This is a genomic window from Paenibacillus agaridevorans, assembly GCF_018604145.1.
Taxonomy (GTDB): domain Bacteria; phylum Bacillota; class Bacilli; order Paenibacillales; family Paenibacillaceae; genus Pristimantibacillus; species Pristimantibacillus agaridevorans.
Window position 1 is genome coordinate 229,671 of the sequence record NZ_CP075889.1, and the last position, 13,841, is coordinate 243,511.

General features: G+C 53.6%; 7 protein-coding genes. 6 read left to right on the forward strand and 1 reads right to left on the reverse strand.

Translation table 11 applies throughout. The features are described from left to right. The first annotated feature begins 108 nt into the window (after nucleotides 1-108). Nucleotides 109-810 (forward strand): response regulator transcription factor, encoded by a 702-nt coding sequence (locus tag KJW29_RS00930; RefSeq protein ID WP_214628401.1) that lies wholly within the window; start codon nucleotides 109-111, stop codon nucleotides 808-810. Then, on the forward strand, nucleotides 807-1,886 hold the full coding sequence (locus tag KJW29_RS00935) for a sensor histidine kinase (protein WP_214628402.1): 1,080 nt from the start codon (nucleotides 807-809) through the stop codon (nucleotides 1,884-1,886). Before KJW29_RS00930 ends, KJW29_RS00935 begins: the two co-directional genes overlap by 4 nt. Nucleotides 1,887-2,135: 249 nt before the next feature. Here the strand turns inward: KJW29_RS00935 and KJW29_RS00940 are convergent, their stop codons facing one another. Next, nucleotides 2,136-3,461 carry a serpin family protein gene (locus KJW29_RS00940; RefSeq protein WP_214628403.1) on the reverse strand — a complete coding sequence of 442 codons (1,326 nt, stop codon included), beginning with the start codon at nucleotides 3,459-3,461 and terminating at the stop codon, nucleotides 2,136-2,138. Nucleotides 3,462-3,741: 280 nt separating this feature from the next. Here KJW29_RS00940 and KJW29_RS00945 point away from each other — a divergent pair, with 280 nt between their 5' ends. The 4 genes from KJW29_RS00945 to KJW29_RS00960 all read left to right on the forward strand — a co-directional run bounded on the left by KJW29_RS00945 (nucleotide 3,742) and on the right by KJW29_RS00960 (nucleotide 13,318). Continuing rightward, the gene (locus KJW29_RS00945; protein WP_214628404.1) at nucleotides 3,742-8,814 is read left to right on the forward strand and encodes a DUF8202 domain-containing protein; all 5,073 of its coding nucleotides are present in this window, start codon (nucleotides 3,742-3,744) and stop codon (nucleotides 8,812-8,814) included. Beyond that, nucleotides 8,811-9,521: a metallophosphoesterase family protein gene (locus tag KJW29_RS00950; protein ID WP_214628405.1), complete on the forward strand. Its 711-nt coding sequence runs from the start codon at nucleotides 8,811-8,813 to the stop codon at nucleotides 9,519-9,521. The genes KJW29_RS00945 and KJW29_RS00950 overlap by 4 nt, the downstream gene beginning before the upstream one ends. A 157-nt stretch (nucleotides 9,522-9,678) precedes the next feature. Further along, nucleotides 9,679-10,860, forward strand: coding sequence for a polysaccharide lyase 6 family protein (locus tag KJW29_RS00955; protein ID WP_214628406.1), 1,182 nt, complete (start codon nucleotides 9,679-9,681; stop codon nucleotides 10,858-10,860). Nucleotides 10,861-10,963: 103 nt separating this feature from the next. After that, nucleotides 10,964-13,318, forward strand: a complete 2,355-nt coding sequence (locus KJW29_RS00960; RefSeq protein WP_214628407.1) for an AraC family transcriptional regulator — start codon at nucleotides 10,964-10,966, stop codon at nucleotides 13,316-13,318. Nucleotides 13,319-13,841 lie beyond the last annotated feature (523 nt).

Below are 13,841 nucleotides of genomic sequence, written 5' to 3' on the forward strand. Positions count from 1 at the left end.
TGTTGCTCATTATGGTAGTTGGAATCGAGTGATAATCTGATCCGTTTTACATCCACATCACCATCTTTTATGATAAAGGGGAGTGCATCAACCAAAGGAGTCGTTCGTATGCAAGGCGCCAAAATTATGATTGTAGAAGATGAGCGGGAAATTGCCGATCTGATGAAGGATTACTTGGAGGCAGAACAATTCGAGGTGGTGCTGTGTGAAGATGGTGAGCAGGCTCTCCGTTTATTTAGACAGTTGTCCCCCCATTTGGCCATATTGGACATTATGCTTCCCAAGTTGGACGGGATGGAACTCTGCCGAATGATCCGTGCCGAATCACAGATTCCTATTATCATCCTGAGCGCAAAAAAAACAGATTCAGATAAAATAGTAGGCCTCGGTCTGGGAGCGGACGATTATGTGGTTAAGCCCTTTAGCCCCAGCGAGGTGGTAGCCAGGGTAAAGGCACAGTTAAGAAGGAGCAATCAGCTCTCGCGTCCGCCGGAGCCCACGGATGTTATCGTCTGCAGGGATCTGGTTATCCATCTAAGGGCTTATGAGGTGACCGTCCGCAACTCGCCGGTACATTTCTCCGCCAAGGAGTTTGAGGTGCTGCGATTTTTGGCGCGCCATCCCAATCAGGTGTTCACCCGCGAGCAGATCTTCGCAGACGTGTGGGGCTACGATCAGTACGGCGATATGAATACAATTACCGTACATATCAAGAAGATTCGAGAGAAGATTGAAGCGGATCCGGCCAATCCTGTCTACCTGAAGACGGTGTGGGGGATCGGCTATAAGCTGGATGGGAGCGGGCGATGAGAACAGGTCTGCGGTTTAAGCTGATATCCTCCCTGGTCATCGTTGCCGTCGTGCCCATTCTCATTTTGGGATTAGTCGGATCGATGGATTCCGGGAACTCTGGAGCGGGCAATGTTATGTATACGAATATAATGATAGGGATTACGGCTCTGATCCTCATCCTTGTGGGTATTTCGGTCATGCTGGCAAAAATCATTTCGCGAGACATCCTGGTGCCCTTAAAGGAATTGAGTACCGCCGCGGATAACATTGTGCGGGGGGACTATGAGTTCCGGGTTGCTTACCGTGGGAACAATGAAATGGGCCGCTTTAGTGAGGCCTTCGAGGTGATGAGATCGAAGCTGCAGGAGTCTCTGGAACAGCAGCGCTTTTCCGAGCAGGCGCGCAAGGAGCTTATTACAACCATTTCCCATGATTTGCGAACGCCGCTCAGCTCCATCAAAGGTTATGTGGAAGGTTTGCAGGATGGTATCGTCCATGACAAAGCAAAGTATGAGAGGTATTTGGCCATCATCAAAAACAAGACCGTAAAGCTGGACAGCCTGATCGAGGAGCTGTTTCAGATTACGCAGCTGGAGTCCGGGCATCTGATCATGCAGGCTGAGCTGGAGAACAGCCAGGAGCTGCTGGAGGATTTGATCCGGCCCTTCGAGCTGGAATTTATGGATCTCAACGCTGAGCTGATCGTTCACCGGCCATTTCCGGCATTGCCGGTTCGAGCAGATCGTGTCCGAATTGCCCAGGTTTTCGATAATTTGTTGGGCAATGCATTAAAGTATGCCGGTGCCGGCGAATCTAGCATCACAATCTCTGCTGAAATGGAAGCTTCGTTTGTCCGTATCCGGGTGGGGGACAATGGAAGCGGCATAGCGGAGGAGGATCTGCCCCATATTTTCGATCGCTTTTACCGTGGGGACAAATCTCGCTCCAGCAAGTATGGAGGATCGGGACTGGGCCTCTTTATATGCAAAAAAATCATAGAGGTTCATGGGGGCACGATCTCTGTAAGCAGTCGGCTGGGAGCAGGGAGCCTATTCGAAATCAGCCTGCCTGTTGTGGAGACGGCAGGGCGGTAATTGTGTCCACCCGTGGGGCTGTCCCAAAAGCCAATTTGTGTTTTTTAGCCTCAAGTTAAGTCGGATCTTTTCAAGAAGGACCTCATCCCACTTTACAGTGGAATTTGAGGTCCTTTCACGTATAAAACGGAACGTTCCCTTATCATTCGAACACTTTTGGGACAGTCCCTTCCTATTATACCTTCCAAGAGAAGCTTGGCATCCGACATGAGTCGATTGCAGGACTGGACGGGCTGGGTTGGAACGAGATCAATCCATCTGCCGCACTGTCCCCATAAACAATATCGCATCTGTACGCTCATCGTGGATGGCGAGGAAGAAAGGACGGTCGACTTCCATCTCGAACGTATTGGAGGGGGCGGACGTCACTTCCATGCCGATACTTGTCACCGCTCCAGCCTCCGTGCCTTGTTCATTCACTTCAATGAAGGTCTTGTGTTTGACTTCTCCGATGTAAACATTGTTGTCGTGCGAGATCATCGGCGAGAAATCTGCCCGATTCGGATCAAATGCCGTCTCCATTCCCAGTGCCTTCAAGGTATCATTCAAGGTGATTTCGTATTCCATCTTGAATCGCGGCAGCCGCAGCTGGCCTATAGCAGGCTTGAATTGGTCCAGCCACTTCTTCCACTGTGCTGCAGACAAACCATCCAGGAAGGCGTCAAGGTTGTTGTCCTCATCCGGGAGAAAAACAATCATGCTCATGTTTCCGCCATTATAAGGAATACGGACAGCTTGGAAGCCTTCTCCACTGAGATGGCTCAGCTTGCCGTCTTTGAGCATCATCGGCACTTCCTGCAGCGATCCATCGGCATTCGTAAACGGGCGGGCTTCCGTAAGGTCCTCACTGAACGAGCTTGCCCAGTTGGCTTTGAAATAGATGGTATTGAGCAGGAAAAGGATGGCGTTTTCCTTAATCGGCGCTTTGATTATTTCGTTTATCTTGCCAGCAGTTTGCTCACGCACCCATTTGTTGATCTTATCCGCCGATTGCGCATCCTGAAAGTCGAGCGACTCCATCTCTGCATTAAAATGGTCCTTGTTCGTCTGGATGAATTCTTTATTAAAGCTCAAGTCTTCTTTTGCCCAGAGCGAGTTGGCAACGGAGAGCTTGATTTCTTCCCCGCTATGGGAGAGCAGATCCAGCAGGACTTCATAGCCGCGGTTGCGTGCCTCGGCATCCATGCCTTCCAGATGCAAAACCTGGTTCATCGCGTTGAGCGTGTCCCCGCCCGCCCCATTGAGGGTCATCGCCAGTGCGGTAGCAATGCTTGCGGGAGAGAGGAAGTCATTGCTTCCCGCGTACGTGTCTGCCTTGCGGACTTCATCGTACAGGTCGAAGGCGAAGGCAAGCTGGGCTTTCGCTACCGCCGCATCATAGTCGTCTATCGTATAGGCTGCCTGTTCAATGCCGGAGTCCTCGTTAGACACTTCATACGAGCTATTGCTGTTACTCGGTTTATTGGTTTGATTCAGACCGTTTGGGCTTTTGGCGCCTCCGCACCCGCTAAGCAACAGTAAGGCGGATAACCCGACTATCATCCACGCCGAGTCCCTTTTTCTATTTCTTCTCATCGGTTAAACCTCCTTGCATCTTCTTCCATTATAGACGGAACGCAAGGCGGAGAGGTTGCGGCGGGAAAACGCATCGGGGAAGCTGTCGTTTTAGGATTTGATGTCCATTTCGGAAATTGCAGATCGAAATCGGGACTTTTGAGGGCGGTTTCAGCTTTTGACGATTTATCCAGTATCCATCTTTGTATATAAAAGAGGGAGAGTTTGCTCGATAAATGGGAGAACTCTTAAATCCGAAATGCCGGAGCGGGTCCGCGCCGGGAGACGAGGGGGAGTAAAATTGACTTTAACCAAGTTGTTCGGAACGAAAGCAGCAGGCCGAGGCCGCACATCCAGAAAAGCTGTACATATTATGCTGGCGGCGATGCTGGCTGTCGGATCTGTCGCCGCGTTGCCGGCGGATACGACTCAGGCTGAACCTCAGGCAGGAACGCCGGGAGGAGTAGACGCAGCCGCGCTCCGACTGTGGCTGGAGGCTGACCCGGGCAGGGTAACACGTGTCGGCAACGATGTAACGGTATGGAAGGACAGCAGCGGCAACGCTCACGATCTCGTAAATGACGGCAGTATTGAGGCGATTAGCAGCCGTACCAAGCCAAGCTACGTGCCTGAACATCGCGATTTGAACAATCAGCCGGCAGTGAAATTTATTCGTTCGGGATCAGGCAGCATCCTTCAGGATGCGGACGGCTTGTTTGCGGACGGGGAAGAGATTGACGGCGCAAGCGTCTATACGGTAACCGGAGGTTTGGGAGCGATCGACAACTCGCTGATTTTCAATCAAGTCTTGTCGCGAGGGGGATTCGGCGCGCATATTCCGCATAAAAACGGTTCGACAAGCGCAACCTTGGGGTCTGTTCTGTGGGATTCCGGCAGCAGAATGACAGACAGCTCGCATCAGCGGTTAACAGCGGGCGATCAGGTGTTTTTGTCCCAATATAATATATGGGGACTGCATCACAATGCCAATTCGGACGTCAACGGCTCCGTCTACCAGTCTGTTGCCCGTGACGGCGTGACAATCGGCCAATCGAATACGCCTCTGCGTCCGTTCGTCGGCTCCGGCGGCGCTATGTCGCTCGGCGCGGCCGCATCGAACGGCTCGGGCTTTAACGGCTACATGGGTGAGTTTATCGTCTTTACGGAAGCGCTTACGGATGCGCAAAAACGCCAAGTCGAGACGTATCTGGCGATCAAATACGGCTTGACTCTGCCAGCGGGAGATTACTTAAGCGCCGGATCGGCGCCGCAGACTGTATGGGACTCCGCTTCTCATACGGGTTATAGTCACAACATAGCGGGTATCGGACGTGATGAGATCGGCGCTCTGGATCAACGGCAGAGCCGCAGCGGCGCTGGCGGAGCGAACGCTGTGCAGGTATTGATCGGCACCCCGGAAGGGGAAACGCTCGCGGACAAGCAGTATCTGCTATGGGGCGACGATGGCCAAACGGCTGATCCGATGCCTTACGGCTCCGGCCATATGCGCCTCAGCCGCACATGGAAAGCGCAGAATACAGGGGAGGTCGGCCATGTGCGGATCGCGATTCCCCGCAATGCCATGCCACTCGGAGGTTTGCTGCTGACGAGCGCTTCGAGCGACGACTGGACCCATGCGACGGAAATTCCTCTGACGGAAGTAACGCTTCGCGGCGAGTCCTATTATGCGGGGGAAGCGACGTTGGCGAACGGCAGTTACTTTACGTTTGCCGAACAGATGCCGCAGCTTCAACTATCCGGATTGACCGTTAAGGACGGGAATCAGGCCGTTGTGCTGAATACGCCGTTCGATCCGAGCAAGACGGACGGTTATGAGGCGCTTGTACCTGCAACGACGGAGAGCGTCGCTCTGGAAGCGCAATTGCCTGCCGCCACGCCGGATGCACTTCTGGGCGACTCACCGGTCGCCTCGCCGGCTACCCGTATCGAAATTTATATGAGCAACTATGAGTCGGAGCGTGTGCCGCTGTCTGCGGGAGACAGCATTCCGCTTTTGCCCGGGGTGAACCGATTGAGCATAGAATTAAAAGACGAAGAGAACGGCCCGGTGCGCAATGCTTACAGTCTAACTATTATTCGCCGACTGCCGATTGACGGGAATGGGCAAATCGGGTTGCATGCGGGCTCTGTTACAGCCAGTTCGTCACAGCCGGGCACCCATTATGTTCCGGCCAATGTGGTGGACGGCGTCTGGGGCGAGGATGCGGCAGACATGGAGAGCCGCTGGTCGGCTTCGGGACAAGGGCAGTGGCTTCAGTTCGATCTTGGGGAGAAGCAGCGCATGACTTATATGAATCTGGCGTTCCTTAACGCAAGGGAACGGCTGTCCAGCTTCGAGGTATTGGCATCCAACGATGCCTCATTCGAGAGCCATGTCGTGGCGCTGCCGAAACGAAGCGGCCGGGCTTTGAAGGCGGAAGATTCCGTGCTGCAGCCTTATGTTATCGCGAGTCCGATCGAAGCGCGTTATTGGCGGCTCGTCGGTTACGGCAATAGCGCAAGCGGAAGTTCCGGCAACTGGAACAGCTTGATGGAAGCGCAGCTGTTTATCGGCGAGGCGCCAGTTATCGAGGAGCCGCAAGGACCGGGGAAGCCGCCGTCCGCGGGCGATGTGGATGAGGATGATCTGCCGCCGCCCGCGCTGACAACGGTACAGGTAAGTTCGGCGGAGCAATTGCAGCAGGCGCTTGATACTGTTGCGCCAGGCACGATTATCGAGGTTCAGAACGGCACGTATGAGCAGAATGGGCCGTTCGTCATTCTTAATAAGACAGCCCCGCCGGCTTATCCGATCCGGATTACGGCAGCAGAGCAAGGAAAGGCCATCATATCCGGCAACAGCTATTTCCATATTGAAAATTCCGCTTATGTGGAAGTGACCGGCTTCGCCTTCCGCAACGGAATCGGCGCGGAGGGAAGCAACGAAACGCTGGTAGATCGCGGCCTTGAGCACCGTACGCTGACAGGCGTCCATCCGGGCGTGCAACTGCAAAGCGCAAGCCATATCTCGATCATGCGCAACAGCTTCGCTCTTAACGAAACCGGACAACCGTACAGCTTCACCGCTCCGCTCGTCGGGACCGTAACCTGCTTGATCGACGTTCCGGGAAGTTGCAGGACCGGCGGGCTGGACAGCACGGGCGGAGACGCCTACGAAGGGCCGACTCCGTATGACGACCCGTCTCTGCTGACGGCTAACGGCACTCATCGCCATTACATCCGGGTTGAGGGCGAGAGCAGCCATAACCGCTTGTCCTACAATGACATCGGACCCAAGAAGGGCTTCGGCGCGGTAGTCATTTACGACGGCGCAGGCCATTCCGGGCAAAATATTTCGCAATACGACGTCATCGAATACAATCGATTCCACGGCATCGGACCGCGCGTCAGCAACGGTCTGGAGGCAATCCGCCTTGGGCTGTCCAGCTTGTCGCTTTCGTCCGGCTTCGTGACGATTCAATATAATTTGTTCGACGGTCTTAACGGCGAAGATGAAATCATTTCCGTCAAAAGCAGCGACAACATTATTCGTTACAATACGATCCGCAATTCTTACGGCGGCATCGTTGCCCGGCACGGACATCGCAACAGCTTCTACGGGAATTATCTGATTGGCGATGGCGAGACTCCGGGATTAAGCGGATTCCGCATTTACGGCAATGATCACAAAATTTACAACAACTACATGGAAGGGTTGACCGACCGCGTTATCCGCCTCGATGGCGGCACGCATGACGCGGGCCCGGACGGCAGCACGAACCCGACGGTGCGCTGGGGATCGCCGGAGCAGACGGCCGAGCTAAACAGCCTTCCGGCGGAGACAAGGACGGAGCTGCTGCGCGGCCACTGGCGGCAGTACAACGTACAAATATTCAACAATACGATTGTCAATGTCGGCAACAATACGACAGCGATCAGTCTGGGCGGCAGAACGTATCAGCCGGTCGCAACGAAGGTGTACAACAATCTCATATTCAGCAATTCGGGCACGATCTTTAATGAGACAGGTCCCGTGCAGAGCGCCCCGCCGAGCGAACGAACGGTCTATGCCGGCAATTTAATTGAAGGAATTGCAATTCCGGCAAATAATAATGCGATAGCGGGCGGGTTTGAGAAAAAGGAATTGAAGCTGGTGCGCAGCGCAGACCGTATGATCCGGCTGTCAGCCATCAGTCCGGCTGTCGATGCGGCCAAGCCGCCCTATGTTGCGTCCGAGGATATGGACGGGCAGCCGCGTGTCGGCGGCACCGATGTTGGAGCGGATGAATACAATCCGGGAGCACCCGTAAGCAGGCGGCCGCTGACGACAGCCGATGTCGGCCCGAATGCCGGGATCGGGACGAATCCGCCCGATGGCGAAGGCGCTCCGGGACTGAGCGCAATGCAACTGAAGTCCGGAAGCGAAGAACTGCTGGGCGGTTTCGCACAAGATGTGAGATTTTATTCGATAACGGCGCCTTCTTCGATAAGCAGTGTGACCCTTGTGCCGACAGCGCTCAGCGACGGCTCATTGATCGAGGTCAGCGTGGATGGCGGGCAGCGCCGCACAGTTGCGAGCGGCCAGGCGAGCGAGGCGCTGGCGATTGCTTCGGATGGAAGCCACATTCTGGTCGAAGTGACGATGCCATCCGGCAGAAGCAAATCGTATACGATCGCTGTCAAACGTCCCGTTGCAAGCGGGGGAGGAGGCTGGTATCCGCTTCCGACGCCAACCCCGTCGGCAAGTCCGGCTCCATCGCCGACGGCAACGCCGGCGCCGAGCGAGTCGCCAAAGCCAGGTCAGACGCCGGAGCCGCCTCGTCCATCGGATTTCCCGGACACCGGAAATCACTGGGGCCGGGAAAACATTGCCCAAGCGGTCGAGCAGGGCATCGTGAGCGGTTACCCGGATGGCAGCTTCCGACCCGACATGCCGCTCACCCGCATGCAATTTGCCATTATGCTGGCGCGGTCGCTAAAGCTGGATGCCGCGTTGACGGACTTGCCGTTTGCCGACGGGGCGGATGTTCCGACATGGGCTGCCGGCGAGCTTGGGGCGGCGCTGCATGCAGGCATTCTGCAAGGATACAATGACGGCACATTGCAGCCTAATCGCGCCATTAATCGAGCCGAGATGGTTGCCATGCTGCTAAGGGCTTATCCGCTGGAGGACGACGGGACCGCTCCGCGGAGCTTCGCGGATAGCGCAGATATCCCCGACTGGGCAAGAGAAGCCGTATCCCTGGCATCTGCAGCGGGAATCATTGATGGACGGAAGCCGAACCTTTTTGTGCCAAGCGGTACAGCTACGCGGGCAGAAGCGGTGACGGTAGTGCTGAGAATGTTGGAATTATGGGAGTTGAATCAATCGTGAAAGCATTAATTATTTCGGATATCCACAGCAACGTTTATACGCTCGAAGCAATCCGAAAGGCGGAACAAGACTGCGATCTGATTTATTGCGCGGGAGATCTCGTAGACTACGGGCCTTTCCCGCGGGAAGTTATCGAATGGGTGCACAAAAACGATGTGATTTGCGTTCGCGGCAACCACGACGACACTATTATCGATCTGTACCGAAACGGCAACGGCGGTCATGATGTGGCGGAGGATTCGATCAAGTGGGCGCATTACAATGCAAGACTGCTCGGCGAAGCGGAAATTTCCTTTCTCGAAAGCATGCCGGTCTGCCGGACATTCGAGATGGACGGCTATAGCTACACGATGCAGCATTTGTACGATAACTACTTGACGATCGACAGCTTGCCCAAGTACGACGCCTTCTGGGCGGAACGCAACGGCGGGACGACCGAAGCCGCCGGAGATCGCCGCATTATTTTCGGACATACGCATCGCAGATGCATTCATTATTTGAGCGACACCAGTCTGTGGCTGAATCCGGGGAGCGTGTCTTACCGTCGTCGCGACGATGCGTCCAAAGAAGCGCATTACTTTACGATAACCGATGGCGAAATAGCGATGAAAAGTCTTGTCTACGACCGCACGCCTCTGCTCGAAGCGGCACAAAAAATGCAGTTGAAGGAAGACGATATGCGAGTCGCGTATTTCTTTTTCGGGTAAAAAGAGCGCTCCAGTTTACATTTTTATGATTGCTTCATTTTTTCACACTATGGTATAGGTGACTTATCTTTCATAATAGGTGTTGCAAAGTTGCGGATATGGTCCTGCGAAGGCTGCGGGAACATATCCGCCTATTCTTTAGGGAGCAGGTGGGAAGATGACTTCTATTTATCGGGTTTCGAATAGCGACGAGTTGGCGGCAGCCATTGGCCGGGCAGAGCCTGGTTCCACGATCTTGTTGGCAGACGGCGTTTACGATCGGAATGAAGACTATATCATTGAAGGCAAAGCGGGATCTGACACCGCCATACTAAGTATCCGCGCAGAAAACAAAGGAAAAGCGTCGATAGTTGGCGAATCTAGTATACACATTTTGAACTCTGCCTACGTAGAGATATGGGGTCTGCATTTGCAGGTCGAGCGGCGAGAATCCATCATTTTGGACGGTTCGCGGCATGTGAGAATTGCGCGGAACAGATTCCAGCCGCGACAGGTTGGGGCGGAGTACAGCTTGCTGTCTGTAGTGGGGAGCGGCAGCGGCTGGAACCGGATCGAACGCAACGAGTTCGGGCCGAAGGCCGACCCTGGACCGCTCGTCATTTTTGATGGCGACGGGGAACAAATATCGCGGCATGACGTCATCGAATATAATTATTTCCATCATATAAGCCCGCGCGTCGTCAATGGGCTCGAAGCGATCCGGCTCGGCTTGTCCGGCATCTCTTTATCGAACGGCTATATTACCATTCAACACAACTTGTTTGAAGAATGCGACGGAGAACCCGAGATTATTTCGGTAAAAAGCTGTTATAATACAATTCGGTACAATACATTTCTTAACTCCGCCGGCCAGGTGACTGCGCGTCACGGTCATGGAAACCGCTTTCATCATAATGTGTTTATCGGTGATGGCGTAAAGGAGGAGATGGGCGGGTTTCGCATTTACGGCAACGACCATCACCTGTTCGATAATTATATGGAAAACTTGACGTTGGATGCGCTGCTTATCGACGGCGGCAACTACGATGGGGGGCCGGACGGTTATCCCGAGTCGCCGACGCAAGAGGAATTGAGAAAACATTGGCGCGTCTATCGCGCCCATGTGACCCATAATACGATTGTCAATTGTCGGCATGGCATTACGCTCGGGAAGCGGATTCCGTATGCGCCGGAGCAATGCGTTGTCGCTTACAACCTTGTATGCGGCAAGGATCAGCCGGCCATCTACGAATACCGGCCGTCTCCGGCGGTTTGTATCAACAATCAGAAAGCGGATGCCGAGGCTATTCGCCGTCCGGCCATTCTGACAAGAACGGACGTCGGCCCCGACTCTGATTAAAATGGGTGTTTAAAAAGTTCGGCTTTCAGTACCATACGTTACCTGACATACATCGCAATCAAAAGTGGACTTTTTGAACTACATCTTATGGGAGGCAGAGCCTGTGGCCAAGACCCGAAACCGTTGGACAAACTATCTGAAACAGCTCCGGCACAAAAATCGCAGCGTAATCCTGACCTGGATGCTTTCCTACGTCTCGGTGCTGCTCGTGCCCATTTTGATCAGCGGCGTTATATACGGCGCGACGCTGAGCGTTGTAAAGGCCGAAATTAATCGTGCCAACCAATCCATCCTTCTGCAAATGGAGCAAGCTATAGATAACCAGTTCAAGGGAATCGAGAGTCTGAGCCTCGAGGTGAGCCTCAACAGGCGGATTGCGGCATTCATTTCGGCCGATGCCGACCTGTCCGATTCGGATCATTACGAAATATACCAGATCGCCAATGATTTGCGCGTATACGAAATTGCCAACGATTTTCTGGAAGGCATTTATATTTACTACAAAAGCAGCGATACGGTCATCGCCCGCAACAACCGTATGAACAGCGAAACGTTGTACGACCATATCCGCTTCGAAGAGCATATGCCGTTCCAGTCATTCCGGGAATTTTTTGATCAATGGTACATTAAAGGCTACCACACGGTCGTCGTTTCCGAAGAGAATGAGTGGAGGCCTACGGTTATGTATGCCCAAAATGTGATGTCCAACGTTATCAATCAGCCGGGCGCGGTCCTGCTGTTCATGATCGACCGGAGCAAGCTGCTGGAGCAAGCGTCGGCGCCAGACGAAGGCACCATCCTTATTTTGGATGAGGACGATCGGGTCATTGCGTCTACGGGCGATCCGCTGGCGGAGCCTGCTGTGGAATACGGCGATATGCCGGAGGAATCGGGGCAACTGGAGTTCCAAACTGCCGATGGCCGGCTTGTCGCTTCCTACACAACCTCATCCATTACGGGATGGAAATATGTGATGACGCTGCCGGCAGCCGTATACCATCAGAAGATGAACGTGGTGGAGCAATTGACGATCGCCAGCATCCTGCTGTGCCTCGTTGTTGGCGGGGGCGTGACGTATTTGCTGCTCAAACGGAACTACCTGCCGATCCATGCGCTGATCCAGAGCTTGTCGTTCAAGGCGGGCGTTACCTTCGATCGCGGCTCCAATGAGTATTCGTTCTTGGAGCAGGCGCTGAGCAGCACCTACCATGAGAAGGAAGAGCTTCATTACAAGCTGAACCAGCATAACAATACGCTCAGGTCGCATTTCTTGCAGCGACTGCTGAAAGGGCAGCTCGACAGCCATATCCCGCTGCACGAATCGTTCTCCGCCTATGACCTGCGCTTTCAGCAGGATGGCTTTTCCGTCATCTTGCTGCGCATCGAGCATTTCGGCAAGTTCCATCGGGAAGATGAGGAGCAGGTGCGCAACAAGCGGTTGCTGCACTTCCTGATCGCCAACGTGGTCGAGGAGGTCGCGCGCAAGTCCGCCCATGCCTACGCGGTAGAGCTGGACCAGGAGCTGCTCGCTTGCATCGTCAACCATCAGCTTGCATCGACGGAGGAGCAGCGGGCGGAGCTCGGACGCATCGCGGAAGAAACCATGTCGTTTATTTCCGATCATGCCCATGTGCAACTGACCGCTGCCATCAGCGCGCAGCAGGAAGGCGAAGATGGCATTTTCCAGGCGTTCCAGGAAGCGGTCGAGGCGATGGAATACCGTATTGTTGCGGGCAGCGGGGGCATTATTCATTATGGGGACTTAAACGGCGGCGACAGCCAAGGGACCGCTCCAGGCGGCTATTTCTATCCGCTCAAGGCTGAGCAGCAATTGATAGCTATCGTGCGCGAGGGCCAGCTCGATAAGGCGAAAGCGTTAGCCCAGGAGATCATTCAAAAAAATGTGACGACGGAGCCCTTTTCTTTTCATACGGCCAAATGTCTGATGTTCGACCTGATGGCTACGCTGCAAAAAATAATCGGCGAAATCCGCATCGCGGGCAAGCCCGATGTGCCGGACGGCGTGCGCGCCATCGAACGTCTGATGCAATGCCAGACGGTAGGGGAGATGCGGGACCAGCTTTACGATATGCTGGAGCTTCTTTGCGGCTACGTTAACAATAACCGCGAATACAGCAGCAATCCGCTGATTGATAAGGTCATGAAATACGTCAACGATTATTACCATGACGAGAACCTTAACATATCGATGATCGGGGAAGCTTTTTCCATGACCCCGTCGTATATTTCCAAGCTGTTCAAGGAACATGCCGGCGAATCTCTGCTCGACTATATTAACAAGACGCGTCTGGCGCAAGCCAAGCTGCTGCTTACCGGCGAGAAATATACGGTCAGCGAAATATCGCTGATGGTCGGTTACAACGATGTGAATACTTTCCACCGCATATTCAAAAAATTTGAAGGGATAACGCCCGGGCGCTACAGGGAAGTCAAGTAGCCCCCGGGCTTTCCTTTTCAATAGGTGGTTCAAAAAGTTCGCTTTTGATCACGAAGTATGCCAAGAAGCGTACTCGACATCGAATATTGAATGCAGGCGAAACTTCCGGTGCTCACGTAGCTTCCACTACGCTCCGCTCCTCAGTTTCTACCTGCCTCCAATCTTCTCGGTGCTGAAAAGCGAACTTTTTGAACTTTCATTTTAATAGGTAGTTCAAAAAGTCCGCTTTCCATCACGAAGCAGGCCAAGAAGCGTACTCGACATCGAATATTGAATTCAGGCGAAACTAAGCAAATGCTTACGAAGTATGTTTCCTTCGGAAACATTGCAGGTGCTCACGTAGCGCTGCTACGCTCCGCTCCTCAGTTTCTACCTTCATCCAATCTTCTCGGTGCTGAAAAGCGAACTTTTTGAACTTATATTTTATGAAAAAGCGGTAAACTCGCGCTTTTGCTACCCTCATTTTTGAGGAATTGCCGTATATTTTAGGTTTTGACAATGGCTTGCGACACTGAATTGGCGT

Excerpts from the sequence above, each read along its gene's own strand:
- KJW29_RS00930 (WP_214628401.1), top strand. The coding sequence starts at position 109 with ATGCAAGGCGCCAAAATTATGATTGTAGAAGATGAGCGGGAAATTGCC.
- KJW29_RS00935 (WP_214628402.1), top strand. The coding sequence starts at position 807 with ATGAGAACAGGTCTGCGGTTTAAGCTGATATCCTCCCTGGTCATCGTT.
- KJW29_RS00940 (WP_214628403.1), bottom strand. The coding sequence starts at position 3,461 with ATGAGAAGAAATAGAAAAAGGGACTCGGCGTGGATGATAGTCGGGTTA.
- KJW29_RS00955 (WP_214628406.1), top strand. The coding sequence starts at position 9,679 with ATGACTTCTATTTATCGGGTTTCGAATAGCGACGAGTTGGCGGCAGCC.